This window comes from Dactylosporangium siamense, from assembly GCF_016862795.1.
Classification (GTDB): domain Bacteria; phylum Actinomycetota; class Actinomycetes; order Mycobacteriales; family Micromonosporaceae; genus Dactylosporangium; species Dactylosporangium siamense.
The window spans coordinates 74860-100742 of record NZ_BONQ01000014.1; the positions used below are offsets into that span (position 1 = coordinate 74860).

Annotated in this window: 21 protein-coding genes; 6 read left to right on the forward strand and 15 right to left on the reverse strand. The window is 72.8% G+C overall.

Annotated elements, in window-relative coordinates; translation table 11 throughout:
- Nucleotides 1–58 precede the first annotated feature (58 nt).
- The 7 genes from Dsi01nite_RS02240 to Dsi01nite_RS02270 form a co-directional block, all read right to left on the reverse strand.
- The gene (locus Dsi01nite_RS02240) at nt 59–301 is read right to left on the reverse strand and encodes a hypothetical protein (protein WP_203844289.1); all 243 of its coding nucleotides are present in this window, start codon (nt 299–301) and stop codon (nt 59–61) included.
- The gene (locus Dsi01nite_RS58825; RefSeq protein ID WP_203844437.1) at nt 298–621 is read right to left on the reverse strand and encodes a peptidyl-tRNA hydrolase; all 324 of its coding nucleotides are present in this window, start codon (nt 619–621) and stop codon (nt 298–300) included. The genes Dsi01nite_RS02240 and Dsi01nite_RS58825 overlap by 4 nt, the downstream gene beginning before the upstream one ends.
- A gap of 21 nt (nt 622–642) precedes the next feature.
- Nucleotides 643–1197, reverse strand: a complete 555-nt coding sequence (locus Dsi01nite_RS02250; RefSeq protein WP_203844290.1) for an adenylyl-sulfate kinase — start codon at nt 1195–1197, stop codon at nt 643–645.
- Entirely contained in the window at nt 1182–1469 is a 288-nt protein-coding gene (locus Dsi01nite_RS02255; protein WP_203844291.1) for a hypothetical protein, read from the reverse strand. Before Dsi01nite_RS02255 ends, Dsi01nite_RS02250 begins: the two co-directional genes overlap by 16 nt.
- Nucleotides 1470–1517: 48 nt before the next feature.
- Entirely contained in the window at nt 1518–4322 is a 2805-nt protein-coding gene (locus Dsi01nite_RS02260) for a glycoside hydrolase family 9 protein (RefSeq protein ID WP_203844292.1), read from the reverse strand.
- Nucleotides 4323–4386: 64 nt separating this feature from the next.
- A complete protein-coding gene (locus Dsi01nite_RS02265) occupies nt 4387–4791 on the reverse strand; it encodes a ribosomal maturation YjgA family protein (RefSeq protein WP_203844293.1) in 405 nt (134 codons plus the stop codon).
- Complete coding sequence (locus tag Dsi01nite_RS02270) at nt 4784–5398, reverse strand: hypothetical protein (RefSeq protein ID WP_203844294.1); 615 nt, start codon at nt 5396–5398, stop codon at nt 4784–4786. Before Dsi01nite_RS02270 ends, Dsi01nite_RS02265 begins: the two co-directional genes overlap by 8 nt.
- A gap of 53 nt (nt 5399–5451) precedes the next feature.
- On the opposite strand from Dsi01nite_RS02270, the gene Dsi01nite_RS02275 reads away from it, so the two are divergent.
- The 3 genes from Dsi01nite_RS02275 (at nt 5452) to Dsi01nite_RS02285 (ending at nt 7780) form a co-directional block, all read left to right on the forward strand.
- Nucleotides 5452–6339: a bifunctional helix-turn-helix transcriptional regulator/GNAT family N-acetyltransferase gene (locus Dsi01nite_RS02275; protein WP_203844295.1), complete on the forward strand. Its 888-nt coding sequence runs from the start codon at nt 5452–5454 to the stop codon at nt 6337–6339.
- Nucleotides 6340–6513: 174 nt separating this feature from the next.
- On the forward strand, nt 6514–7107 hold the full coding sequence (locus tag Dsi01nite_RS02280) for a hypothetical protein (RefSeq protein WP_203844296.1): 594 nt from the start codon (nt 6514–6516) through the stop codon (nt 7105–7107).
- A gap of 10 nt (nt 7108–7117) precedes the next feature.
- The gene (locus Dsi01nite_RS02285; RefSeq protein WP_203844297.1) at nt 7118–7780 is read left to right on the forward strand and encodes a hypothetical protein; all 663 of its coding nucleotides are present in this window, start codon (nt 7118–7120) and stop codon (nt 7778–7780) included.
- A gap of 58 nt (nt 7781–7838) precedes the next feature.
- On the opposite strand, the gene Dsi01nite_RS02290 is transcribed toward Dsi01nite_RS02285, so the two are convergent.
- The 3 genes from Dsi01nite_RS02290 to Dsi01nite_RS02300 are packed head-to-tail and all read right to left on the reverse strand — an operon-like array spanning nt 7839 to nt 10665.
- Nucleotides 7839–8855, reverse strand: a complete 1017-nt coding sequence (locus tag Dsi01nite_RS02290) for an ABC transporter substrate-binding protein (protein WP_203844298.1) — start codon at nt 8853–8855, stop codon at nt 7839–7841.
- A gap of 47 nt (nt 8856–8902) precedes the next feature.
- Complete coding sequence (locus Dsi01nite_RS02295) at nt 8903–9682, reverse strand: amino acid ABC transporter ATP-binding protein (RefSeq protein WP_203844299.1); 780 nt, start codon at nt 9680–9682, stop codon at nt 8903–8905.
- A complete protein-coding gene (locus Dsi01nite_RS02300) occupies nt 9682–10665 on the reverse strand; it encodes an amino acid ABC transporter permease (protein ID WP_203844300.1) in 984 nt (327 codons plus the stop codon). The genes Dsi01nite_RS02295 and Dsi01nite_RS02300 overlap by 1 nt, the downstream gene beginning before the upstream one ends.
- A gap of 279 nt (nt 10666–10944) precedes the next feature.
- On the opposite strand from Dsi01nite_RS02300, the gene Dsi01nite_RS02305 reads away from it, so the two are divergent.
- The gene (locus Dsi01nite_RS02305; RefSeq protein WP_203844301.1) at nt 10945–11304 is read left to right on the forward strand and encodes a YciI family protein; all 360 of its coding nucleotides are present in this window, start codon (nt 10945–10947) and stop codon (nt 11302–11304) included.
- An 8-nt stretch (nt 11305–11312) separates the two neighbouring features.
- Here the strand turns inward: Dsi01nite_RS02305 and Dsi01nite_RS02310 are convergent, their stop codons facing one another.
- Entirely contained in the window at nt 11313–11990 is a 678-nt protein-coding gene (locus Dsi01nite_RS02310) for a hypothetical protein (protein WP_203844302.1), read from the reverse strand.
- 78 nt (nt 11991–12068) lie between these two features.
- Between Dsi01nite_RS02310 and Dsi01nite_RS02315 the strand changes: the two genes are divergently transcribed.
- Nucleotides 12069–13034: a carbohydrate-binding protein gene (locus Dsi01nite_RS02315; protein ID WP_203844303.1), complete on the forward strand. Its 966-nt coding sequence runs from the start codon at nt 12069–12071 to the stop codon at nt 13032–13034.
- Nucleotides 13035–13044: 10 nt separating this feature from the next.
- Here Dsi01nite_RS02315 and Dsi01nite_RS02320 read toward each other — a convergent pair whose 3' ends face one another.
- The 4 genes from Dsi01nite_RS02320 to Dsi01nite_RS02335 all read right to left on the reverse strand — a co-directional run bounded on the left by Dsi01nite_RS02320 (nt 13045) and on the right by Dsi01nite_RS02335 (nt 24892).
- A complete protein-coding gene (locus Dsi01nite_RS02320; RefSeq protein ID WP_203844304.1) occupies nt 13045–13764 on the reverse strand; it encodes an STAS domain-containing protein in 720 nt (239 codons plus the stop codon).
- A 116-nt stretch (nt 13765–13880) separates the two neighbouring features.
- Nucleotides 13881–14729: a ricin-type beta-trefoil lectin domain protein gene (locus Dsi01nite_RS02325; RefSeq protein WP_203844305.1), complete on the reverse strand. Its 849-nt coding sequence runs from the start codon at nt 14727–14729 to the stop codon at nt 13881–13883.
- Nucleotides 14730–14744: 15 nt separating this feature from the next.
- The gene (locus Dsi01nite_RS02330; protein WP_203844306.1) at nt 14745–17153 is read right to left on the reverse strand and encodes a right-handed parallel beta-helix repeat-containing protein; all 2409 of its coding nucleotides are present in this window, start codon (nt 17151–17153) and stop codon (nt 14745–14747) included.
- A complete protein-coding gene (locus tag Dsi01nite_RS02335) occupies nt 17150–24892 on the reverse strand; it encodes a hypothetical protein (protein WP_203844307.1) in 7743 nt (2580 codons plus the stop codon). The genes Dsi01nite_RS02330 and Dsi01nite_RS02335 overlap by 4 nt, the downstream gene beginning before the upstream one ends.
- Nucleotides 24893–24998: 106 nt before the next feature.
- Between Dsi01nite_RS02335 and Dsi01nite_RS02340 the strand changes: the two genes are divergently transcribed.
- Complete coding sequence (locus Dsi01nite_RS02340) at nt 24999–25883, forward strand: hypothetical protein (RefSeq protein ID WP_203844308.1); 885 nt, start codon at nt 24999–25001, stop codon at nt 25881–25883.

Here is a 25883-nt window from a genome sequence, read left to right on the forward strand (position 1 = left end):
TCGGGCTTCTGAGGCTCGGTGGGGGTGACCGCCGGGGTCACCCCCACAGTGTGGAGGGTCAGGGCGACATCTCGTCGATCCGGTCCCGGAGCTGCTCGTCGGTGACGCGGTCGCGGGCCGTGCGGAACTCCGCCGCGGTCAGCGACCGGCCGAGCTCGTCCAGCGTGCGCAACACGAGCCGCTGGGACACGACCCGCCGGTTGAGGGTGTCGAGCGCCGCGGCCTGCCGCAGCACCTTCGCCTGCAGCCAGCGGATCGCCTTCGGCAGGTCCGAGGGGTCCGCGATGAGGTCGGTGGTCATGGTTTCACCTCCCCTCGTGGTCCACGAAGGGCAACGGGGAGGTGCGAGAGAAGCTTGTACGCGGCCGGCTCGAGGGCGACCGCGGTCAGCGCGCCGCCGAGGTCCGGCTCGTGGAACCTGGTGTGCCGGTGCCCGGCGACGGACGCGGCGCCGCACAGGTGGCGCAGGGCGTCCTCGTCGCGCGCGGCGACCAGGACGAGCGTGTTGGAAGCGGTGTGCCAGTCGCGGAAGGCGTCAGGATGGGCGACGGCGAAGTCGAGCGCGGCATGGGTCGCCTGCGTGGCCTGGGTCCCGGGCGGCAGATCGGCGCGGGTGACCAGATAGAGACGCGGGGTGCGAACCTAGAAGTGCGGCATGGCTTGATGGTACCGATGCCATCCGGTCAATGCCAGGATCTGCGCTGCGAGTTCGCTGAGAGCCCTGCCGTCGGTCGGGATCCGGTGCACCGACGGCGGCGCGTGCGCCTCGAGGGACCTGGCCGCGGCGTCGCTGCGCACCACGTGCCGCTGCAGCGCGCTGCCGATCTCGCGGCGGGCCAGCCGCTCCCGGGCCGTCGCGTCCGAGGACGTGAGCAGCACGGCGGTGACGCGCGGGTCGTCGCCCATCGCGGCGGTGAGCGCGTCGACGTGCTGGACGCTCACCGTGTTCGTGTAGATCAGGCGGCGGTAGCCCAGGTCGCGGTAGTTGGCCCACATGGCGGCGAGGTTGCGCTCGGCGAGGCGGTGCTCCCAGGGCGGCGGGTGGGCCAGGTCGAGGTTGTCGCCTTCGATGAGGCAGTGCCGCACGTCGGCGTCGCACAGCTGGACGTGCAGCTCGACCGCGACGCTGCTCTTGCCGACGCCGGACCGCCCGCCGAGGAACAGCACCTCGCTGCGGTCGCTCACCGGCGCGGGCACGGGCCGGTGCTGATGACGACGCCGTTCTGGCCGTCGAGGATGACGTAGACGTCGCCCTCGACGATGTTGAGGCGGCCGCCGGGCATCGGGGCGCCGGTGCAGTAGCTCGGGATCGGCAGCTGGTGCGCGAAGGACACGGTGACCGGCGCGGTGGCCGGGGCCGCGGCGAACAGGGCGCAGGCGGCCAGCAGCAGGACCCGGGGCAGCCTCACCTGCCGCGGCGCCGGCTCCGGCCGCACCGGCGTGTCGAGGTCGATCACGACGTCGGTCATCACCACCGATGGTAGCCCCGGCGCCGGGAGCGCCGGGGCTACCAGCATTCAGCTCGCGGTGCAGGTGACCGTGGCCGGGTTGGTGTTGGTGCCGGTGAAGGAGGCACCGAAGCCGGCCGCCGTCGACGCGGTGGGCGCGAGGGCGCCGTTCCAGTCGGCGTTGCGGACGGTGACGGCGGCACCGGTCTGCGACCAGACGCCGGACCAGCCGTTGGTGACCCGCTGGTTGCCGGGGAACGTGAACGTCACCGTCCAGCCGGTGATCGCCTGACCGCCCGAGTTGCGCACGGTCACCTCGCCGTTGAAGCCGTCGCCCCACTGGTTCGTGACGCGATACGTGGCCTCGCAGCTCTTGCCGGTCGTGGTGCCGCTGGTGGTGACGGTGACCGGGTCGGACAGCGTGGACAGGTTGCCGGCGGCGTCGCGGGCGCGGACCGCGAACTGGTAGGCCGTGGACGCCGTCAGCCCGGTGACCGTGGCGGTGGTGCCGGTGGTGGTGGCCACGACGACCGGTCCGGCGGTGCCGCCGAGGCGCAGGACGTCGTAGCCGGTGACGCCGACGGCATCGGTGGACGCGGCCCAGGTGAGGGTCGCCCCGCTGCTGGTGACCGCCGACGCGACCGGGGTGCCGGGCTTCGACGGCGGCGTGACGTCGCCGGTGGCCGGTGCGGTGGTGACGGTGCCGGCCGGCGACGCCGCCGACGCGTTGCCGGAGGTGTCCAGCGCGACGACCGTGAACGAGTACGCGGTCGCCGGCGCCAGCCCGGTGATGGCCAGGGACGTGCCGGTCGTGGTGCCGACGACGCCGGTGGCCGAGGACACCCGGTAGGACGCGACCCCGACGTTGTCCGTGGACGCCGCCCACGAGGCGGTGACCGACGTCGACGTGACGTTGGTGAACGCCGGCGTGCCCGGGGCCGACGGCGGGGTGGTGTCGACCGGGCCGGTGCCGGGTGCGTCGCCCCAGACCTTGGTGGCCCCGTCGAACAGGGTGATGTGGTTGTTCGGGCCCGCCGCGGACGGGTAGGACCAGTCGTTGCTCGGGTCCCAGGTGCCGGCGGACGTGATGCGGAACTGGACCTCACGCCGCCACGCGGACTGCCCGGCGGGCGCGATCTTCTGCCCGGCGCAGCTGACGGTGACGTAGTACGTGCTGCCGCTGACCAGCGTCGGCCCGGCCGGCGCGGAGCACTGGTTGTAGGCGCTGGTGAGCGAGATCTGCGACGCGGTGGTGGCGCCGTCGAGGGTGAAGTAGTAGCGGAACGAGCCCTGGTCGAGGGTCCGCGCCGGCCACGCCGACTTGTTGTAGACCATCGCCTTGATCTCGGTGAAGGTCGTGCCTGGGGTGTTGATGGACGACTCGACGTACATCTCGGCGCCGTCCGGGGTCTCCGCGACCGGGAAGTTCGCCAGTGCCGTGCCGCCGTACTCGCGGTACATGCGGGCCAGGGCCGAGGTGAACCCGGCATTGTAGTCGGTGGCGACCTCGTTCATCACGTAGTCGGAGCGGCTGTCGGTGTAGCTGTCGTTCGGTGACGAAGGTCCGCCGACGAGCGCGCCGTACAGCACGTGCCGGGAGATCTCGGGGTTGGTGATCTGGTCGGTCCAGGACCCGTGCGCCGTGCGGTGGTGCGGGTTGCGCGGCGGGTTGGCGCCGAAGCCGATCATGTAGCTGGAGTTGCGCGGGTTGTCGCCCAGGATGTAGTTGATCTGGCGGACGCCGAAGTCGTGGTACCGGGCCTTGCGGGTGGCGTCGGTGATCCAGTCGCTGTAGAGCAGCGCGACGAACGAGGTGTTGGCGGCGTACCGCAGCGAGCCCCAGCTGTCCAGGACCGCCTGGCCGCCCGGCGAGGTGGGCACCTTCTGCCCGTTGACGCCGACGCTCCAGTAGTCGAGCCAGCGGTTGGCGTCGTCGACGTACCGCTGCTTGCCGGTGAGCTTCGCGAGGAGCACGTAGCAGCCGTACGACTTGTCGTCCCAGGCGATCGTCCACTTGTAGGACTTCGTCGTGGTCTGGTTCTCGTTGCCGAGGTTGTCGTACCCGGCCTCGGCCTTGGCGAGATAGGTGGCGTCGTTGGTGGCGCGGTACAGCCAGATCGCGCCCCAGACGAGCTCGTCGTTGAAGCCGCTCCACGAGTTGTAGTAGCTGGCCGCGTCGGTGATGCACTCGCTGTACTTGCGGCGCACGCCGTCGGCGAACGCGTACAGCTGCTTGGCGTGGGTGACGAGCTTGTCGGCGTAGGCGGCGTCGGTGGGCCGGATCACGATCGAGGAGGCGGCCATGGCGGCGGCCGTCTCACCGGCGAGGTCGGAGCCGCCACAGGTCGCGTCGATCTTGTACGACGGCCGCGCCATCGGCATCACCTCGGCGGGGCCCCACCAGGCGTGGTCCGGGTTGCCGGCGCCGATCTGTCCATAGAGGACGTTCGCGGACGGGTGTGCCTTGATGAAGTAGTCGTTGACGAACTTGAGGTTGTTGACGAGGTTGGTCAGCTGGCCCGACTGCACGTAGGCGTCGCGGTACTCGACCGCGCCCCACGCGAGCATGGTGGTCGAGAACGCCATCGGGAACCCGAACTTGACGTGGTCGCCGGCGTCGAACCAGCCGCCGGTCAGGTCGAGCCCGACGTCGGCGCCGTCGGTCGTGGCCGCGTTGCCGCGCCAGCCGACGCGGCTCCAGGCCGGTTTCGTCCCGGCCTGCTGGGCCTCGTAGAACCAGATCGACTTCTGCAGTGCCTCGGCGTAGTTGTACGCGGGGGCGGCCGCGGCCGGGGTCGAGGCTGCCACGGCGATGACCGTCGTGGCGGCGGCGACCCCGAGTGCCGCGACTGCGCCGAGAATCCTCCTGCGCATGGTGGTGCTCCTCTCCGGGTGCGGTGCGCGGATTGAACCCCGTCACCGCCCCTTCGAGGGGATCTCACCCCTGGCGGATGCCGTCCGCCCTGCTCACGCCGTGAAACTTTCGTGTGATCAGTACGTGGACCAGCACCAACGGCACGACGCCGACGGGGTACCAGATGAGGTCGACCGGGTCGAACGTCACCCCGAACACGTACCTGGCGAGAAGGCTGCGACTCGACAGCTCGGCCGGGACGCCGGTGAGCTGGAAGGTCTCCATCGCCCAGCAGAACGCGATCGCGGCGGCGCCGGCGACGAGCGGGGTCGTCCGGGGCCGGACGAAGAAGACCCCGGCGTAGATCATCGACGCGTAGAGGGCGGTGCCGGAGTATTGCCGCAGCGCACCGTCGTCGACGGCCCGGATGGCGAAGGCGACGGCGAGCGCGAGCCCGGCGCCGAGCAGCGCCAACAGGCGGCTACGCACGCGGGATCTTCACGGCGCGCCCGGTGCGCAGGTCGACCGCGGCGCCGCCCGGCTTGGGGTCCCCGGCAGTCAGCAGCACGGTCTGCCCGACCGGGACGCGCACCGCGAGGATCGCCGCGGCGATCGGGTCGCCGTCCTGCGGGTCGACCAGCGGCGCCGACTCGTAGCGGGTGGGGACGGCGCAGGGTCCGGTTGCGTCCGCCGGGCAGCCGACCCGCCAGGCGTCGGTCATTCGGGCCGAGACGATCACGGTGCTCACCGGGTGGATCTTAGGATCCCCGCCGGGCAGCCGGGTGACCAGGGCGAGGACGTATTCGTGGGTGTCGTCGTCGGCGATCAGCCCGTCGCCGTCTCTGTGCCAGTCGGCCGCGCTCTCGTCGAGCTGCTGCGATGTGGCGACGGCGTCGACCCGCAGCGTGTCGAGGTCGGCGCCGGCGATGACGGGCACTCCGGCGAGCTTGCCGAGAACGGCCCGGTCGGCGTTGATGCAGCACTCGTCGTAGTCGGCCGGGGTGTCCTGGACCGCCTCGTCGAACGTGTCCGCGAACGGCCCGATGCAGCCGAGCAGGAGCACCGCGGCCACGGCGAGGAGCATTGATCGTCTCACCGCGCCGAGTATGCCCGTCGCATGCCACCAATTACCTGACTATAGTCAGGCATATGACCGAGGATCTGGTGGCGACCGTCCGCCGCTTCAACCGGACCGTGACGCAGCGCGTCGGCGCGCTCGACGACGAGTACCTGTCCCGGGGCAGGCCGCTCGGCCAGGCTCGCCTGCTGTGGGAGATCGGCCCGGCCGGCGCCGAGGTCGCCGCCCTGCGCGCCCGCCTGGGCCTGGACGCGGGCTACCTGAGCCGGTTGCTGCGGGCCCTCGAGGCCGACGGCCTGGTCGACGTCTGCGCCGGCACGGGTGGCGACGCCCGCGTCCGCGAGGCCACCCTGACCACCGAAGGCCGGGCCGAGTGGGCGGTGCTCGACCGCGAGTCCGACGACCTGGCGCGCTCGATCCTCGGCCCCCTCAGCACCGGCCAGCAGGGCCGCCTGGCGACCGCGATGGCCGAGGTCGAGCGCCTGCTCATGGCCTCGATGATCGACCTGGCGCCGAGCCCGCCGGGCGACCCGCGGGCCCGCTCGTGCCTGCGCGCCTACGCCCGGGAGCTGTCCCAGCGCTTCGACGCCGGCTTCGACCCAGCGGTCAGCAAGCCCGTCGACGACGATGACCTGGTCCCGCCGAAGGGCGTGTTCCTCCTGGCCACACTGTCCGGCGAGCCGGTCGGCTGCGGCGCCCTGAAGCTGCTCCCGGACGTGCCGGCGGAGATCAAGCGCCTGTGGGTGTCCGGGACGGTGCGCGGTCTCGGCGTCGGCCGGCGCATCCTGAGCGAGCTGGAACGCCGCGCCGCCGAGGCCGGCCGGGACTCGGTGCGCCTGGACACCAACCGCAACCTGGTCGAGGCGATCCGCCTCTACCGCTCCAGCGGCTACACCGAGGTCCCCGCCTACAACGACGAGCCGTATGCCCACCACTGGTTCTCCAAGCGGCTCACCTAGCGATTCCCATGACCAGGCCTTCGATGGTGCGAACTCGCCAGAGGATCACCGCGCCGCACCGCCTGGAGATCCGGGAGAGCACCAGCCCCCGCGCGACGGCGTAGCAATGGACCTCGCCGCTGCGTGCCGGACCCGGGAACCGTTCATCCGGTCCCGGGCCTACGATCTTCGATCATGGTGGAACCGTTGCACGACCGCATCGAACTCGCCGGTGAGGTCGGCGGCATCGAGTCGATGGTGGTCGACGGCCGGCGCTGGTTCTTCGGCTTCTCCTACAGCTCCGACCTGGTGCTGACCCCGCTGATCGAGGACCCCGCCGAGATGGCCGCGTTCGCCGCCCGGCACCTGGCGCAGACCGACGGCCGGCACGACGCCGCGTACTGGCTCGAACTGGTCGAGCTGTCGGTGGCGGAGTCCGCGCTGACGGACGACGACGAGGACCGGACCGTCGACACCGCGGCGCTGGCCCGGGAACCCGCCCTCTCCTACCACCTGCGATACCTGCTGGGCGCCGCGACGGGCTGGCGGGACGACACCGTCCACGCCGAGCCTGACGTCGTCGCCGCCTTCGCCACGCTCGGTGTGCCGAGCGCCGACGCCGACAGCCTGGAGCAGGCGGTGGACGCCCTCGGCGGCACCGGCGCGACGCGGGCGGCCGCGCAGCTGATCCTGCGCCGGCACCTGGCGCGGACGCTGGCCGACCTGCCGGGCAACTGGCCGGTGGTGTTCGCCGCCCTGCGCCCCCTGGGCGGGGCGGATGACCAGTAGATTGACGGGCATGACGTCGGTGTTGTCGTTGTCCGTCGAGGATCTTCGGGTGATCGTGCGGATCGACGGCGAGGACGTCAGTCGCGCCGACGGCCACGCCGGCCCCGATCCGTGGCAGGTGCTGGTGCCGGTCAACCGGTTCGTGGCGACCGGCGAGACCACGACCGCGACGATCGCCCGCTGCCCGAGCTGCGGCCCGGGGTGCTTCTCCGTCCGGGCGCAGATCCGCCGCGAGGGTGCCGCGGTGCGCTGGGAGTGGGGCCCGACCGGCGCGGCGGCGCTGGTGACCGAGCGGCGCACGGCGCTGTTCGACGCCGTGGCCTATGACGCCGAGGTGGCCCGCGCCGGGGCGGAGCGCGGCTGGGAGACGGCGGCGCTGCGGGCCGGGCGGCTCATCCTCGTCGACCTGGCCCTGCCACCGGGGATCGAGAGTGTCAGGGTCTACGCCCGCCAGGCCGGCACGATCGAGGTGGAGCTCGTGGAGCCGGACGAGTATCAGATCTGGGTGACGCTGCCCTGGGACGAGGCGCGGCCCGACGGGAGTGCCGCCGAGGCGCGGGCCGTGCTCGCCGGGCCGGCCGCGGACTGGACGGCGAAGTGGCACAGCATTCAGGGCGGCCGCGAGGAGCCGCCGGCGTACGCCGGTCCGGCCTGGGAGCACCTGGAGTTCTGATCCGGGACGCGCCGGGGCGCCCGGGGAAGCCTTCCCCCGGGCGTCACGGTCGGTTGGGTCAGGCGTTGGACTTCGGCAGGCCGGGCGGGTTCACCTGGGAGGTCGGCACGGCCTCGGTGTCGAGGTTGTAGGCGGCGAGCCACTGCTGGTACTGGCCGTTGGCGATCAGGTAGTTGATCGCCTCGGCGAGGGCCTTGGCCAGCTGGTTGTCCTTCTTGGTGGTGGCCGCGATCAGGCCCTGGAGGGTCTCACCGGCGCCGGAGTAGGTGCCGGCGTTGCGGACGGCGTCGGCGGTGCCCTTGGTCCGGCTGAGCTGGTAGGCGATGCCCGGGTTCGGGCCGAAGTAGGCGTCGAGCTGCCCGGAGACGAGCGCCTTGAACGTGGTCGGCGTGTCGGCGAAGTACTTGATCTCGAAGGGCTTGCCCTCGGCCTTCAGCTTCTCCTGCCACGCGACCAGGATCTTCTCCTGGTTGGTGCCGGCGCCGACGGCGACCTTGAGCCCGGCGAGCTTCCTGTAGTCCTTGTCGAAGTTCCAGGCGTTGCCGTCCTTCACGGCGAAGCCCAGGTTGTCCTGCCGGTAGGAGGCGAAGTCGTACCTCTCCTTGCGCTGTTCGGTGTCGGTGATGTTCGAGAAGCCGACCTCGGTCTTGCCGGAGTCGATGCCGACGAACAGGTTGTCCCACGTGGCGTTGTTGATCTCGGGCGTGAGACCGAACACGGCCGCGACGAGACGGCCGAGGTCGGGCTCGGCGCCGGTGAGGGTCTTGTCGTCGTCACCGACGAAGGCGAGGGGCGGGAAACCCGTCGGCAGGGCGCCGAGGCCGATGGTCAGCTTGCCGTCGGACTTGATGGCGTCGGGCACCAGATCCGCGATCTTCTGTTGCTTCTCGACCTTGATCTCGGTCTTCTGGGCGATGCCGTTGGCCTGGGCACCGATGGTCACCGTGCCTGCGCCGGCCGGGGTGCCGGCGTTCGCCTTGTCCTCGTCGCTGCCGCAGGCGGAGAGGCTCGCGGCGAGCACGACGGCAAGGGCTGCGGCCGAGAACGTCCGGCCGGTAGGTCTGACGGTGGTCATGGTTCGTTCTCCCTGGAAATCAGAGCTGGAAAATTCAGAGCTGGAGATCAGAGCACTTTGGAAAGGAATTCCCGGGTGCGGGAATGGTGTGGCGCGGTGAGCACCTGGGCCGGCGGCCCCTGTTCGACGACGAGGCCTTCGTCGATGAACACGACGGTGTCGGCGACCTCACGGGCGAAGCCGATCTCGTGGGTGACGATGATGAGCGTGGTGCCGGTCGCGGCGAGCTGCCGGATCACCGAGAGCACCTCCCCGACCAGTTCCGGGTCCAGCGCCGAGGTCGGTTCGTCGAAGAGCAGCAGCGTCGGCTCCAGCGCGAGGGCGCGGGCGATCGCGACGCGCTGCTGCTGGCCGCCGGACAGCTGCCGCGGATACGCGTCGCCACGGTCACCGAGGCCGACCTTGGCGAGCAGTTCGACGGCCCGCTCGAAGGCGGCGGACTTGTCGAGCCGCTTGTGCGCGATCAGCGGCTCGGCGACGTTGTCCCGCGCGGTGAGGTTGGGGAAGAGGTTGAAGCTCTGCGCGACGAACCCGATGCGGGTCCGCTGGTGCCGCACGGCGCGCTGGGACAGCTCGTGCAGGTGCGTGCCGCGGACCTCGACACCGATCAGGTCGCCGTGGACCGCGACGTAACCGAGGTCGGGCTTCTCCAGGTGGTTGACGGTGCGCAGCAGCGTCGACTTGCCGGAGCCGGACGGGCCGATGATCGCCACGACGTCGCCGGGGTTGACGGTGAGGTCGACGCCGTTGAGGACCTCGCGCGTCCCGAACGACTTGTGCACGTTGCGGATCTCCAGGGCCGCGGCCGCGTTCAGCGTCGCCGTCATCAGAAGCCCCTCCGGGTCAGGCGGACGTAGGACGAGGTGGTGAAGTTGCGCAGCCGCTGGATCGGGGTCGGCGGCAGCGCGCGGGCGTTGCCCCGGGCGTAGAACCGCTCGACGTAGAACTGCACGACCGACAGCACGGCGGTGAGGACGAGATACCAGGTGGCACCGACGATCAGGATCGGCACGATCGACTCGGGGTGCCGCGACTCCAGCACGTACACCGCGCCGAACAGGTCGAGCAGCGAGACGTAGTACACCAGCGAGCTGGCCTTGATCAGGCCGACGAGCTGGTTGCCGTAGGCGGGCACGATGGAGCGCAGCGCCTGCGGCAGCACGATCCGGCGCAGCTGCCGGGCCTTGGTGAGGCCGAGGGCGTTGGCGGCCTCGATCTGGCCGCCCTCCACGGACAGGATGCCGCCGCGGATGACCTCCGCCGCGTACGCCGCCTCGTTGAGGCTCAGCGCGATGACGCCGATCGCCAGCGGCGTGAGCGCGCTGGTCTGCACCTCGGCGAAGACCGGGCCCCAGGGGATGCCGACGCCGAGCCGCGGGTAGAAGTACGAGAAGTTGAACGTGATGATCAGTAGCAGCGGCAGCGGCAGCGCGCGGAAGAACCACACGTACGCCCATGACAGGCCGTTGATCAGCGGGTTCGTCGACAGCCGGCCGAGCGCGACGAGCACGCCGAGGACCAGCCCGACGACCGCGCTCAGGGCGACGACCTGCAGCGTGACCACGACGCCGTCGAGGATCGACTCGCGGGTGAAGTACGCCCAGAACTTGTTCCACTCGTAGTGGGAGTTGGTGAAGACGCCGACGATGAACTGGGTGAGCACCACGAGCACGGCCGCGCTGACGATCCAGCGCCATGGGCGCAGCCGCGGGGTGACCCGGCGGTGCGCCACCTGCGGGTCGAACCGGGTGACGTGATCGCTGATCGGTGGATGTTCGGACGGCGGTGTCAGCGTTACGGGCTCACTCATGCGAGGGCTCCATCGGGTATGACGGCAGGCCCGCACCACGGGAGCGCGAGCAGTGAAGGGATTCGGGGGATGGCGGTGCGTCCTCGCGGCCGCCTACTGAAACGGTAGGGAGCCCGGTATTAGTTGTCAATCCCTATCGGGTAACTAGTATTTAGGCATCCACGCCCGTGCCGCTGCGCGGCGCGGAAGGCCCTGGGAAAATGGTCCGGGCGCAGGTGTCGATTCGGGGTGGTCCCTTTCGTAGCCCTGATGAGAGCCTTTCACCTACGGAGGATCACCATGAAGCTGTACCTGCTGTCGGTGCACACCGTCGAGGGCGAGCAGCCGCTGTCCGACGAGGACACCCGGACCATGTTCCGTGAGACCGACAGGGTCAACGACGAACTGCGGGCCGCGGGCGCCTGGGTCTTCGCCGGCGGCCTCCTGCCGGTGGACAGCGCCGCCGTCGTGCGGATCCAGGGCGGCACCGCCACCACGACCGACGGGCCGTTCGCCGAGACGAAGGAGCACGTCGCCGGGTTCTGGGTCATCCGGTGCGCGGACCTGGACGAGGCGCTGGCCTGGGCCGGGAAGTGCGCGGTGGCCTGCTTCGGACCGGTCGAGGTGCGACCCTTCGACGAGCTGACCAACGCCTCCTGATCGCCGGGTCAGCTCATGCGTTCTCCCGAGGCGCTGCCGATCAGGGCCTCGATCCGGGCGGCGAGGACCAGGTCCATGGCACCTTCGAGGCGGACGTCGATCGCGGCGGAGGGCTGGGGCCGGGCGAGGCGGACGAGCAGCGGCGGCGTGCCCGCGAGGGGGTACTCGAACGAGGCGCCCGGGTCGTCGAACGCCCCAGTCAGTGCCGCCTCGTCCAGGTCGTCGTAGGCGTACCCGATGCAGCGGCCGACCCGCTGGAGCAGCCACCCGAGGCGGTCCTCATCGACCCGCCCGGCGACGTGCCCGATCGCGTCGAGGTCCGCCCCGCCCGGGCCGGTCGGGCTGGGCCGGGTCAGCTGGTCGCACTGCGGGTCGTAGCAGTCCATGCCATACGCGCCGGCGAGGACGGGCAGCGCGTCGGTGGCGGGCCAGTGGTACGGGAGCGTGAGCAGGACATACCGGTGGGCGGCGTCGGCGGGGCCCGCGGGGCGCGGCCACGGCTGGTCGGTGTGCCACGGCTCGAGGTAATTGACGACGTCCGGCCAGCGGCGCACGAGCTCGGCGCGGAACTCCAGCACCCGCGGGTCCGGCGCCAGCCGGCCGGGGCGCCCCTCCGCGAGCCGGCCGGCCGTCCGGCCGGGGTTGCGCACCGCGCCGGTGGGCCAGAAGTACAGGTCGTAGCTCACCCATAGCAGCCTAAAGGGGGGATCCGAACCGGTCGGCCAACTGGCCAAGGGCCACCGGGATCGTTATCTTCGGGGTCCATGACAGGTCCCGACGGAGACGCCGAGCCGCTACGGGTGCCGCCGTGGCTCGCCGGCCACGTGCCGGCCGCCGGGACGGAGCCGGGCCCGGTCGAGCCGCCGGTCGAGCCGCGCGCCGAGCCGCCGGTCAGGCCGCCGGTCGAGCCGCCGGTCAGGCCACCGGTCGAGCCGCGTGCCGAGCCCGCCGTGGTCGACGTGGTCGCCGACGAGGCGGACTGGCCGGTGGCGCCGGACCGGGACGGCTGGCACGCCACCGACGAGCCGTCCGAGCTGCGCCGCCGGCTCACGCCGTGGTGGCCGCGGCTGATCGTGGCCGGCGTCGCCACGGCCCTGTCGCTGCTGGCGATCCTGCTGGTGTCGGCGCTGCTCGGGGGCGGCGGTGGCCCCGACCGCCGGGCCGCTCCCCCGGCCGGGGCGCCCACCTGGTCCGACGTGTCCATGCCCGGTCCCACGCCCGCCGAGGCAACACGGGCGCCGTCGACCGTCGCGTCGGCGACCACCGCCTCGGCGACCACCACCTCGACGCGGTCGTCGCCACGGTCGTCGCCGCCGGTGACGTTCGGGCCGGTCACGTACGAGGCGGAGGCGCCAGGCAACACGCGCGGCGGGTCGGCGTGGGTGGACCGGTACCCGGGCGCGTCGGGCGGTTCGATCGTGCGCAACATCGGCGACTGGGGCAGCCGCGACGGTGACGGATTCCTGCGGTTCGAGAACGTCACGGTTCCGGTCGCCGGCACGTACACGTTGCGGCTGTTCCACGTGAACATCGACAACGAGCGGACCCGGACCGCGGTCGTCACCGTGGCCGGGCGGGACCCGCAACGGGTCACGCTCACCGGCGGTTCGACCTGCTGCACCGGCTCGACACTGAAGGTGCAGCTGCGCAAGGACGGCAACACCATCACCGTGTCCAACCCGGACGGGCACGCGCCGTCGGTCGACCGGATCGTGCTCAGCCTGCCCTGATCCGGCGCGGTCAGGACGCGGTCACCGGCAGCAGCGCCCAGCGCGCGTGGTAGTCGGGGCCGGCCGAGTGGCGGATGACGGGCCCCGAGCCAGGTGGGCACTGTGGCGCCTGACAGTCCGGCCGGTGGCCGGCGACGAGTTGGCTGCGCACGCTCAGCAGCAGCCCGGTCCGGCGCAGCGCGACGACGATGTGCAGCTGCGCCGCCGGGCACCGGTGCCCGAGTTGGAACAGCTCGTGCAGCGCGGACCGGGCCGGGTGGACGAGGTCCGGTAGGTGCCACGCCGTGCACGCGTCGGCGACGAGGCAACCGGCCAGGCGCAAGGTCTGCGGCCCCGGCGCGAACCGCCGGTGCGTCCAGCGGCCGGTGCGGGGTGGCTCGCCGGCGGCGGCGACGGCCTCGGCGAGCGTCCGGAACTGCGGCAGCGCCGGGTCCAGCACCCGGATCCGCTGGGTGAGGGGGCCGTGGCCGCCGTGCAGCAGCAGTTCGACGTCCGCGGCGGCGGCGTCGCGGTGCATCGCCACGAACGTCGCCGCGGCGGGCGGGTCGGCGAGCTCCAGCCCGGTGATGTCGAGGATGACGGCGATCGGGCACTCGACGAGGCGTTTCTGGACCGCCCTGCGCAGCCGGTGCCGGTTGCGGGCGGTGAGACGGCCGGCGGCTCGCACCAGCTGCGCGTCTCGGACCAGGAGCGGCTCGACCGAGATGGCCAGCTGTTCCACTGCTTCCACGGAGATCTCCACGGGACGAGGGGCGGACCCGCAGCCCACTACCCGGCACGTGCAGCTCAACGCACGATTCGCCGGTCAGCGGCCGGCGCACCCGGACCGGCCGACCGGCGAAGGCCTCAGCGCCAGAACCACTTCTGGTTGTCCTGGCCGTTGCACCAGTACAGCTTCACCGGGCTGCCGTTGCCGGTGCGCCGGTCGATGACGTCGGCGCATTTGTCGGCGTTGACGCTGACCAGGTCGTTGGAGGTGTTGAGGCGCCACTGCTGGGCGCTGTTACCCCTGCAGTAGGCGACCTGGACGACGGTGAAGACGTCCGTGCCGCCCCAGGCGGCGTCCATGCACAGCCCGACGGAGCGGATCGTGCCGTCGGACAGTGCCTCCCAGTGCTGGACCGCGGAGCCGTCGCAGGTGGCGATGACGAGGGCGGCGCCGTCCTTGCCGGCGGCGGCGCTGAGACACAGGCGGGACTGCACACCGACGATCGCCCGGCCGGGAATCGGCGGCGCGGCGGCCTTCGCGGTGGTCTTCGCCGGCGCCGGTGGAGCCACCGCGGGCGGAGCCGCCGCCGTGGTCGTCCCACCGCCCGCCGCGGAGCCCGAGCCGCCGGAACCACCCGCCGCCGAGCCCGAGCCACCGGAGCCCGAACCACCGCCGGCCGCGGAGCCCGAACCGCCCGGAGCCGAGGCGGCGGAGGTGGGCGTCCCCGATGCGGGGCCGGAGGTGACGGTGCCCGGTGCCGGCGTCGCGGACGTGGCAGCGGAGGTCACCGCCGCGGGGCGCGGGGCGCCGGCAGGCTCACGTGCGGCGCTCCGGTCGGCACCCGCCGATGAGCCGCCCGGCAGGACGAACGGCAGGGTCGTCGCCGCCAGTACCACACCCACCACCACGAACACACGGGGCGCCGGGACGAACCCCCGGCGGGGCACGGTGGGCCGTCGGGTGAAGGCGTCGGCGAACGGGGACATGGCTGCTCCAGTCGGCTATCGGGTCGGGAGGTCTTCGGGGGCGAGCAGGACGAGGTCGTCGCCGGTGGCGGCGGGGAGTTCGGCGACGCGTTGGGCCTGCCGTTCGGTCATCTCCTGGAAGACCTGGCGGGCGAGGCGGCCGTTGCCGAACCCCGCACCGCGGGGCAGGGCGGTGAAGTAGTCGGCGAGGCCGGCGCGGGAGACGTCGGTGAGCTCGTAGCGGTGCCCGGCGGCCTGGTGCTCGACGATGGAGACCAGTTCGGCGCTGTCGTAGTCGTCGAAGTGCAGCGTGCGGGTGAAGCGGGAGGCGAGGCCGGGGTTGGCGCCGATGAAGCGGTCCATCTCGCCGGGATAGCCGGCGGCGATGATGACGACGTCGTCGCGGTGGTCCTCCATCATCTTGACGAGGGTGGCGATGGCTTCCTGGCCGAAGTCGTTGCCGCCGAAGCGGGGCACGAGCGAGTAGGCCTCGTCGATGAAGAGGACGCCGCCGAGCGCGCTCGTGACGGCGGCGGCGGTCTTGGGGCCGGTGTGGCCGACGTACTCGCCGACCAGGGCACTGCGGTCCACCTCGATGAGGTGGCCGCGGCGGAGCAGGCCGAGGGCTTTGAGCAGGCGGCCGTAGAGGCGGGCGACGGTCGTCTTGCCGGTGCCGGGGTTACCGGCGAAGACGAGGTGCCGGCTCAGCGGCGGGGCGGGCAGGCCGGCCTCCTCGCGGCGGCGGACGGTCTGCATGAGCTTGACGAGGGTGCTCACGTCGCGTTTGACCCGGTCGAGGCCGACGAGCTCGGCGAGCTCACCCAGGAGATCATCAAGGGATTCATCTGGAACGTCCGGGATGTCCGACGATCCGGGCTGCGGCAGGGCGGGTGCCAGGAGCCCGTCGCCGATGGTGCACTGCGAGAAGGCGGCGCGGGAGCCGGGTTCGGTGCTGGTGTCCGGGATGCGGCAGTGCTCGAAGGCCGGGTCGGCGTCGGCGCCGATGTGCACGCCGGCGAACTTGGAGCCGGTCACGTCGCATCGCGTGTACTGCCCACCGGCGCCGGGGGCGACGTAGATGCCGTTCTTCGCGACCCCGTCGACACGCAGGCCCTCGACGTGCGGCCGGGCCCCGGTCCACGCGACGAGGCCGGAGCCACCGCCGCCGGTGATGTCGGTGGCGCTCACCCGCACCGCGGCGGCGGTGTCGACGACGATCCCCGCAGCTCCGGCATCGACGACGCGGCCGCCCGCGAAGGTGAGCGCGCCACCGGCAACGACCTCGACGCCGACCTCGCTGGGCCGCAGCACCGTGCACTGGCGCAGTTCGGCGGGCTCCGACGAGGCGATCCGGACTCCGGTGGCGACGTCGGCGACGGTGCAGCCGGCGACGGTGAGACTGGCCCGGTCCCCGGCGTGCAGGCCGGTCATGGTGAGCTCGCGCAGGTCGCAGTCGGTGAGCCTGACCCGGGACTGCTCGACGGCGTGCACGCCGTGCTCAGCGCCGCGCAGCACCCGGCAGCCGGTGAGGTGGACGTCGGCGGTGCCGGCGGTGTGCACGGCGCTGAAACCGGCGGCGGTGAGCCGGCAACCGTCGAGGACGGCGCGGGCCGCGCCGACCGCGAGCAGCGCGTTGGCCACGGTGTCGCGGACGGTGCAGCCGGTCGCGGTGAGCTCGGCGTCGTCGGCGACGACGAGGCCGCTGGCGCCGGGGGCGGTGATCCGGCAGTCGGTGAGCCGCACCCGTGCCGCCCCGGAGGCCTGGACGGCGGCGGCGCCGGACGTGTCGATGCGGGTCTCCTCGGCGACCGCGGCGGCGGCGTCCTCGACGAGGAGGCCGTTGCGGCCGGCCCGGTCGATCCGGCAGTCGGTGAGGGTGAGCCGGGCAGTGCCGCGGACCCGGATCCCGGAGCCGTCGGTGGCGCGGACGAGCAGCCGGGTGGCGGCGAGCTGGGCCGCTCCGGACAGCACGATCCCGACCCCGGCGACGGTGTCGAGGCGCACGTCGTGCCCCTCGGCCTTCACGTCGCCGGCCAGGTGCAGCGCGGTGCCGGCGGCGCCGTGGACGGCGACGTCGCGCAGGACGAGGGCGGCGACGTCGTTGACGGCGCGGGCCTCGATCCGTCCGTTGTGGACCTCGACGTGATCCAGGACGGCGCCGGCACCGTCCAGGACGGACACCGCTGGGCGCGAGGGGTCCAGGCCGCGCACGACGAGCCCGGTGAGGGTGACGGCCGCCGCGGTGAGGGTCATCGGTCCGACCTCGACGCTGCCGGTGCCGTGCTCGGGGCGCAGGTGCACGTCCTGATCGACGTGGACCTCCTCGGGATAGCGACCCGGGGCGACGGTGATGGTGTCGCCGGGCGCGGCGGCGCGCAGCGCCTCGGTGATGCTGCGGTGGGTGCCGCGGCCGCGTGCCGGGCTGACGGTGAGAACCCTGGTCATTTGGCGTAGTACCAGGGGTTGTCGTGCATGCGGAACTCCTTGAGGAGCTGCGACGTGACCGTCTTCTCGATGATCTTCCAGGGCAGTTGGAACGCGAACTCGGCCAGGCCCTGGCGGTGGAACGCGCGCCCGCCGAGCCCGGAGTTGAACAGCGTCTTGGCGATGCTGGTGGTGACCGCGCCGGTGACGCCGGCCGCGGCGGACAGCAGCCCGTCGAAGGCGGCGGCGCCACCGGTGAGGTAGACGGTCTCGCCGTTGGCGTTGGTGATGCCGAAGACGGCGGCGTTCATGCTGCCGTTGACGAACCCGGTGAGCCCGGCGACCGGCACGTTGAACGCGAAGTCGTAGGTGCCGCCACGCCAGCGGGTCGCGGTCTCGTTGCCGGCCCATTCGTTGGACCAGTGCTTGTCGTGGTTGAGCGGCTTGCGGTGCCAGCCCTTGCCGCCGTCGATGTTGGCGAGACCGGCCTTCCAGTCGCCGGAGCGTTGCATGGCGCCGAACTTGTTGTCGTGCACGAGCGAGCCGACCGCCTGTTTGACGGCCGCGCCGACGGCCGCGTTGGCGAACGCCTTCAGCACGTCCTTGCCGTTGAACTCGGTGCCGGCGATCGCGTCGACGATGCCGTTGACGGCGAGGTTCGCCGCGAACTCGAGCAGGAACTCCTGGGTGAACTCCAGCGCGGCCTTCTGCAGGGCGAGTTTCCAGTACGGCTCGTACAGCGCCTCGGTGTGCGTGCCGAGGCGCAGCTCGCCGCCCCATTCCATGCGGTTCGCCTCGCGAATGCGCCGGTTCCAGCCGCGCAGCTCGGTGACACCGCCGCGGTAGTCCAGTTCGCGGCCGACGGACTCCCAGGCGCCATTGGCGCGTTCGAACACGTAGCCGTCGTCGGTGCGGCGGGCGATGGTGAGGCCGGTGTTGTCGTACTGCCGCCACTGCCCGCGCCAGGCGTCGCGCTCCAGGAACCCGCCGGGGATCTGCGAGCGTTCGCGGACGGTGGTGCCCATGTCGAACTCGCGCCACGCGCCGGGGGTGCCGAGGTTGTATTCGCGGATCCGGCCGATCTCGGCGCCGGCCGGGATCTCCCGGACGGTGACGGCCGCTCCGGCGCCGTCGGTGACCTCGTCGCGGAAGCGGGTGGCGCCGCCGAACCAGTCCGCGACCCAGCCGCCGGCGCCGCCGTTGGCGTTGGTGTCCCACCAGCGGCGCAGCGGGTTCGCGCCGGGCGCGGCGGCGACGTTGCCGTACCTGTCGACCTTCCGCCAGTGCCACTCGTGGCCGCCGCCGGGCAGGTCGACCCGCCACGAGTCGACGTGGCCGCCGCTGTCGAGCATCCGCCGTTCCCGGATGAGGACCTGGTGGCCGTCGGCGCCGCGGACGGTGTCACGGAACGAGTCGTCGTAGGTGGTGTGCGGGCCGTTGAAGCCGCGCCCGTACTCGCGGGAGCCGGTCTGCCCGGCGCCGTCGCGCCACTGCCAGGTCCGGCTGTCGCTGCGCGCGTCGTATCCGGACCAGCTCCAGTTCCCGGCGCGATCCGGGGCGTTGGCCTCGACGCGGTGGACGCCGCCGGCGGGGTCGGGCCAGTCGTCGGCGCGGCCGATGATGACGCCGTGCGGATCTTTGCGCACCCAGACGCCGGTGCCCTCGTGGGCGGCGCCGCGGCTGGCGATGCCGCCGTCGGCGGCGCCGGGCGCGGGCGGGCGGTGGAACTCCTTGATCGAGCCGTCGGCGTAGCCGGCCCGGGCCACGGAGTGCTGCTGGCCGCCGAACTCGTACCAGTTGCCGTGCTGCTGCCCGACGACGAACCGGTCCTCCCAGATCCGCCCGTCGGGGTGCGGGCCGACGTTGACACGGTGCCCGGACAGCCGGCCGTTGCCCTCGCTCCACGGGATGCGGTTGGCGTCGCGGACCGCGGCCGGCGGGAGGTCGACGACGTCGTGGCCGACCTTGAGCGTGTTGCCGTGGTCGAGTTTCGCGCTGGACCGCACGAACCGGCCGGTGTTGTTGAAGTCGTAGGTGCTGTCGTTCATGCTGACGAACCGGAAGCCCTGCGCCCGCACGTTGCCGTGCTGGTCGAGGCGGCGCCACTCGAAGAGCTGGAAGCGGGTGTCGGTGCGCAGGTGCGGGTTGGCGCGGAACACGTCCTCGTCGACGCCGGCGAGGAACTTGCGGGCCCACTGCGGCGGCCGCTGCTCCGACCAGCGGCGGGTCTCGAGGCGGTCGCCGGTGGGCAGGGACTCCAGCTTGCCGGCGTCCTTGCCGTGCGGGGACTGCGCCTGCCAGGTGTCCCGGCGCACGCCGCCGGCGCCGAGGTCGAACTGCTGATACATGCCGGCGTTGGCGGGTGCGTGCGCGGTGCCCCACTGCCGCTGCACGACGGGGCCCGGGTTGCCGCCCACCGGGGGCAGCCGGTCGGTCCAGCCACCGTCGCGGTCCAGGGCACGGGGGCCGTGGCCGAGCCGGTTGCCGGCGTTGTCGAAGCGGTGCCAGGTCCAGTCGCCGAGCGCGCCGCGCAGCCCGACCACGTCGCCGCCGCCGATGCCCTGCCGGATCTCGTGGACGAGCCGGCCGTTGTGGTTGACGTCGCGCCAGCCGACGGCGTTGGTGTCGAAACGCCGCACGCCGTGGTCCACGACCCGGCCGTCGGCGGTGAGCTGCACCCACTGCGGGCGCTGCGAGGTGCGGCCGAAGTCGCCGTCGATGCGGCGGAACACGTCGAGGGTGGTGCCGCCGGGGATGGGGCGCCGGTCGAAGACCTCGACGCCGGTCCGGTTCAGCAGCCGCACCCGGCCGGTGCCGGCGGCCGCCGCGTCGAGCGTCCCGGCATGGAACGCGCCGGTGGCGGGCGTCGGCAGGCCGTTGTCGTGGAGGCGCCAGGTGCGGCCGGCCGCGTCGACGACGAACTGCCGGGTCGTGGGTGCCGCGTCGCGCAGCACGTTGAAGGACTGCTCCAGGAGGTTGCCGGCGGCGTCGTAGCGGCGGAACTCCCCCGTGTGCAGGCCCAGTTGGTCGGTGATGCGGTAGCCGGCCCCGTCCGGGGCGACCTGCCAGCCGTGGAGGCGGACGCCGGTGAGGCTCTCCACGTGCCCGGCACCGCCGGCGGCGGGGTTGACCACGACCCGGTCGGCCTGCCCGGCGAGGTTGTGTGCCGGTGTGCCGGTCTCGATGTGTGCGCCGGTGCCGTCGAACCGCTGGAACGCGTTGCCCGCGGCGGTGTCGGTGATCTGGGTGCCGCCGCCGTGGGCCGCGACCGTGAACCTGGCGTCGGTCACCTCGATCCGGCCGCCGTGTGCGTCCGTGACGAAGAACCGGTTGCCGAGCACACCCCCGCCGGCGTCGGTCAACGGCCGGCCGGTGGCGGTCAGGGTGCCGGCGTTGTCGAAGCGCTGGAAAGCATGGTGCGCGGCGGTGTCGGTGATCTGGAACCCGCCGCCGTGCGCCGCGACCGTGAACCTGGCGTCGGTCACCTCGATCCGGCCGCCGGCACCGTGCGCATCCGTCACGAAGAACCGGTTGCCGAGGACCCCGCCGCCCGCGTCGGTCAGCGGCCGCCCGGTCGCGGTCAGGGCACCGGCGCCGTCGAAGCGCTGGAACGCGTGGTGGGCGGCGGTGTCCGTGATCTGGAACCCGGCGCCGTGCGCCGCCACGGTGTAGCGGGCGTCGGTGACCTCGATGCGGGTGGGGGCGCCGCCGGTCGGCGTGACCAGGAACCGGTCGCCGAGCACGCCACCGCCCGCGTCCCGCAGCGGCCGGCCGGTCTCGGTGAGCGCGCCGGTGCCGTCGAAGCGCTGGAACGCGTGGTGGCCGAGCGTGTCCGTGACCTGGAACCCGCCGCCGCCGTGCGCCGCGACGGTGAACCGGGGGTCGGCGACCTCGACGACGGTGCCGCCGGCGCCGTGGGTGACGACGAACTGCCCGCCGATCGGGGCGCCGGTCGCGTCCCGCAGCGGCCGGCCGGCGGCGGTCGCGGCGCCGGCCGCGTCGAAGCGGTGGAACCCGGCGCCGTCGGCGACCTGGAACCCGTTGCCGTGCTGGGTGATCGCGTGCCCGCCGGTGCTCTCGATCCGCACGCCGCCGGCCGCGTATCCGCCGGTGGGCTCCACCACGAATCGGCCGTCGAGGTCGTGCCCGTCCAGCCCCCTCAGGATCGTGCCGACCTCGGTGAGATCACCGTCGGCGTCGAAGCGCTGGAAGCCGGTGCCGTCGCTGATCTGGTAGCCGCCGTCGTGCTCGGTCACCGTGCGGTTGACGACCACGGCGCCGTCGTCGTCCAGGAGCCGCAGCTGCACCGCGCCGGCACCGTCGGCGAGCTCCTCGACCCGCAGCCCGAGCCCGCCGCCGTCGGCGCCGCGCAGCACGACGTGCCCGTCGATCGGGGCGCCGGCCCACAGATCGTTGATCATCTGCGAGAGGTTCTGGCCGCCGCCGAGCATCCGCGGCCGGTCCCGCAGCGAACCGGCGGTCAGCTCGGAGATCCGGGCGTCCATCGCGGCCGGGTTGACGCCGAGGCCGCGCAGGTCGGTCTCCAGGCGCGCGACCTTGGTCAGCGCCGCCTGGTGGGTGCGTTCGGCGTGCACGTGGGCGAGGCCGGGGCCGCTGGAGGACTGGCCGGGCCGGGCCCGGATGTCGTCCCACATCGCCTCGACGCGGCCGAGTTCGTTGCGGGCCGCGGTGTAGGAGCCCCAGGCGTCCAGCCGTTGCCGGCGCAGCGGGTCGTCGAGGGCACCGAACAGCCCGGCGATGCGGTTGCTGTCGCGCTGCCAGGCCGCGTCGAGCTGGGCACCGGTCGGTCGCCCGCTCGCCGGCGGTGGCGGGGTCGTGGCGACGTCCCGGACCGCGGCGCTTCCCGCGTGCGGCGCGCCGCGGCCGATCTGGGTCTGCAGCAGGCCCAGCGCGAGGGTCACGGTGACCGGGTCGACCCCGGCGTCGGCCGCCCCGCCGGGTGGTGGGGGGGCGCCGGCTCCGATGTCCTCGCCGGTGCGGCCGACCGGACCGAGGGCCGGTGGGGGTGCGGCGTGGCGGGCGCTGTCGGCCAGGCCGGTGTGGTCGGCGATCCGCGTGCCGGAGCCGTTGAGGGCCCGGGTGTCGGGCATGTGCACGGTGACCGGCTGGGGCGCGATCAGTTCGTCCGGTGTGAGGTTTCGTGGCGCGCCGAGGTGCGTGCCGCCGCCGCCCGGGGTGCCGGCGAGATGTGCCGGGTTGGTGGAGACGCCCGGTGGCGGCCCGTGCATCGCGGCGCCGGGCGGCACGTCGAGGCCGTGACCCGCTCCTCCGCCCGGCGGCACGTCGAGGCCGCGACCCGCTCCCCCGCCCGGCGGCACGTCGAGGCCGCGACCCGTGCCCGGCGGCACGTCGAGGCCACGGCCCAGTGCTCCGCCTCCGGCGGAGAGGCCGGTCAGCTCCGATGTGGCACCGCCGTGCGGCATCGGGGTCGGGGTGGCGTGCAGGGCCTGGACGGTGGTGCCGTGCAGGGCGGGCGGGGCGCCGGCGAGGTGGGCGGGCGTGACCCCCGGTCCGGTCGGGCCCGCGTGGGCTGAGACGCCGTCGAGGCGGGTGACGACGAGCTGCGACACCGGTGGGGTGTCCAGGTTGCGGCCCAGGGTGCCGAGGTCCTGGGTCACGTGCTGGGCGCCGATCGCGAGGCCGGTGTGGTCGCCGATGCGGGCCCCGGCACCGTTGACCGCGCCGCCCGGGGCGCCGATCAGCGTGTGGGCCGCCGGTGCCGCGCCGGGGTGCTGGGCGAGCAGGTCCATCGCCCCGGCGTGCACCGACGGCGGCGGCGTGCCGAGGTGCGTCGCGGTCGTGAATCCATTGTGGACGGCGGGCAGGCCGGCGGGGCCCAGGTCGCCGAGGGTGACCGGGGCCGGGCCGCCGTGGGTGAGGCCGGCGGGTGGGGGCGCGGCATTGGCCACCACCACCGGTGCGGCACCCGCGTGGGTGAGGCCCGCCGGCGGCGGCACAGCGTTCGCGAGCACCGGCGAGGCGCCCAGATGGGTCACGGCGGTCGGCGGGGGCACCGCAGTGGCGAGGACGCTCGCCGGCGGGACCGCGCTGTGTGTGATCGCGCCCGGCGGGGTCAGGTGGACCGCGCCGGCCATCGACCCGGTCTCACCCAGGTGGATCCCGCCGAGCAACGTGCCCGGCGGCGGGGCGGTGACCGCGGAGATGCCGGGCAGGTGCAGGTTGCTCCCGGCGCCGGCGTGCTGGGCCGGTGACACCGGCTGCAGGTGCACGCCGGCGCTGACGCCGGTCCCCGGGTCGACGGTGTGCAGGACCGGCGCGCCGCTGGTCAGACCCTCCAGCCGCAGCCGGGACAGGGTGTCGACCGGCGACAGCATGATGGTGTCGATGGTGCGCACCGCGTCGGCGCTGAAGTGGAAGCCGTCGCCGATGGTGGAGTGCAGCTGCAGCGTCGGCGGGGTCGGGGTGATCCGGCCGAGGCCCTCGAACGATCCGACGTGCGCGGTCTCGATCCGCGGCGGGACGGCGAGGTTGCCGGTGCGCACGTCGTTGAGGTCGAGGTGGACGCCACCGCCGCCGCTCTCGGGGACGAAGACGTGGGGGCGGGGCAGGCCGTACAGGTGGTTGCCCATGATCCCGCGGTCGACGACGGCGAGCTTCATCGCCTTCCACACCCCGAGGTGCAGCTCGTCGGCCTCGGCGGGCAGGAACAGCCGCAGCCAGCGGTTGCCGCCGAACTCGGTCTTCAGGAACTGCCAGGTGCTGGTGCCGAACTTCGCGACCATCGACGGGATGCCGGTGGCGAACGCCTGGATGCCCTTGACCCCGTTGACGATGAACAGGCCGGTCTTGGACAGGGCGATGCCGGCCAGGCCGGGCAGGTCGGTGATGCCGTTGCGGACCCAGAGGGCGCCGTTGCGGACCCAGGTCCCCGCCACGGTCGCGATGTCGTGCAGGCTCGGGAAGAGCACGAACGGGTGGCTGATGATGCCGCGGAAGGCGTTGCCGAAGAACTTGAACACGGCGAACGCGCCGGCCTTGATGCCGGCCCAGGCAAACTTCGCGCCCGCCGCGATCAGCTGGAAGATCGGCACGGCGCGGGTGGTCGGGGCGAGGATGCCCAGGGCGGAGAGGAAGAACTCCAGGGCGGTGGCGTTGCCGTGGGCGAAGTCGACCGCGGTCTTGATGAACAGGGCCAGGTTGACGCCGATGGCGACGAGCGCGATCGGGCCGCCGAAGACCAGCGCCGGCAGGATCAGGGCGATCGCGATCCACTTGAAGATCTCCCAGAACTCCTCGCAGCCGGACACGGGCTGCTTGATGTTCTGGTACGCCTCGACGATGCGGCTCGACGCGCTGTCGGCGGCGGTGCGCTGGTGCTCGCCCGCCGTGCGGGCCGTGTCGGTGAGCGCCTGCCGGCCGGGGTCGTCCTCGGCCATGCCACGGGCCTGGGTGAGGGCCTGGTCGGCGCGCCACTGCTCGTCGCGCATCACCGCCACGTAGGTGGTGAGCGCGGTGGTGGACCACTCGAACGCCTCGGCGAGACTCTGCACGAAGCCGCGGAGGCGACCGCTGATCTTCTCCCGGAGCGCCTCGGCGGTCTTGCCGGCGAACGCCTCCGGGCCGGCGGTGTCCAGGACGGCGGCGAGCGCGGTGTCGACCTCCCGGGCAACGGTGCCGAGGTTCCGCAGCGAGGTGATGACCTCGTCGATACGGGCGGGGTCGCCGGGGGTCGGGTCGGCGCCGAGGCCGACCTTGTCCCAGTCGGTGGGTCGTGGCACGCGGGCAACCCCCTCTCACCGGATCTGCATGACCACGTGTGAACCCGCCGGACGGTTCACACGTGGTCTGGGCGGGACCCGAGCGGAACCACGAGAGGAGGCCGCGGTGCCCGACTTCGCCATCGACTACGGGCTGTTGCACGAGGCCAAGAAGGATCTGCACGATCTCGCCGACCGGATCGGGCCGAAGCTCGGCGACACGGCGTTCTCGCAGGTCGGCAGCATCGAGTACGAGGACTCCGACGCGGTGTTCGGCAACGACGGGCTGGCTGAGTCGTTTCGCAGCCTGTACCGGATCGCCCAGCACCCGATGAGCAAGGCCGAATCGGACCTGCGGGAGCTCGGCGACATCTTCGGCGCGGTCGCCGACGGCTACTTCGACGTCGACGCCCAGATCGCCAACGGGATGGGCATGATGGGCGCCAGCCTGGACCTGGACCGGTGGAAGGACGACAAGGCCGCCTGGGACTACCTGCAGGCGCACCGGGGTGACTGCGTCCCGGGGCCGGACGGGTCGATGCCGGGATTCTGCTCCGCGACCGACCCCGGGCCGCCGCCGACGGACTCGACGATCACGACCGAGACCGGGTCGGTGCACACCCACCTCACCCTCGACGAGAACAACAACGTGATCAAGGAGGAGACCACGGTCGTCAACGGCGACCAGCGGTACACCTCGACGACCACGTACACGCCGGATCACAAGTCGTACACGACGGACACCACGTACAGCGACGGCAGCACGACGCACTCCGTGACGACGACGGGCGAGCACGGCTCGTCGGTGACCGACACGACGTCCGGCGACGGCTCGACCACGCACACGGTGATCGCCCTGAACGAGGGCGGCGGCGGCACCATGACCGTGACCGAGAGCGACGGCACGGTGACCAAGTACACGCGCGGCGACCAGTACGCGCGCTGGGACGAGGTCGAGAAGACCACCCCCGAGGACGACACCGACTACTCCAGCTACCCGACCGCCGTCTGA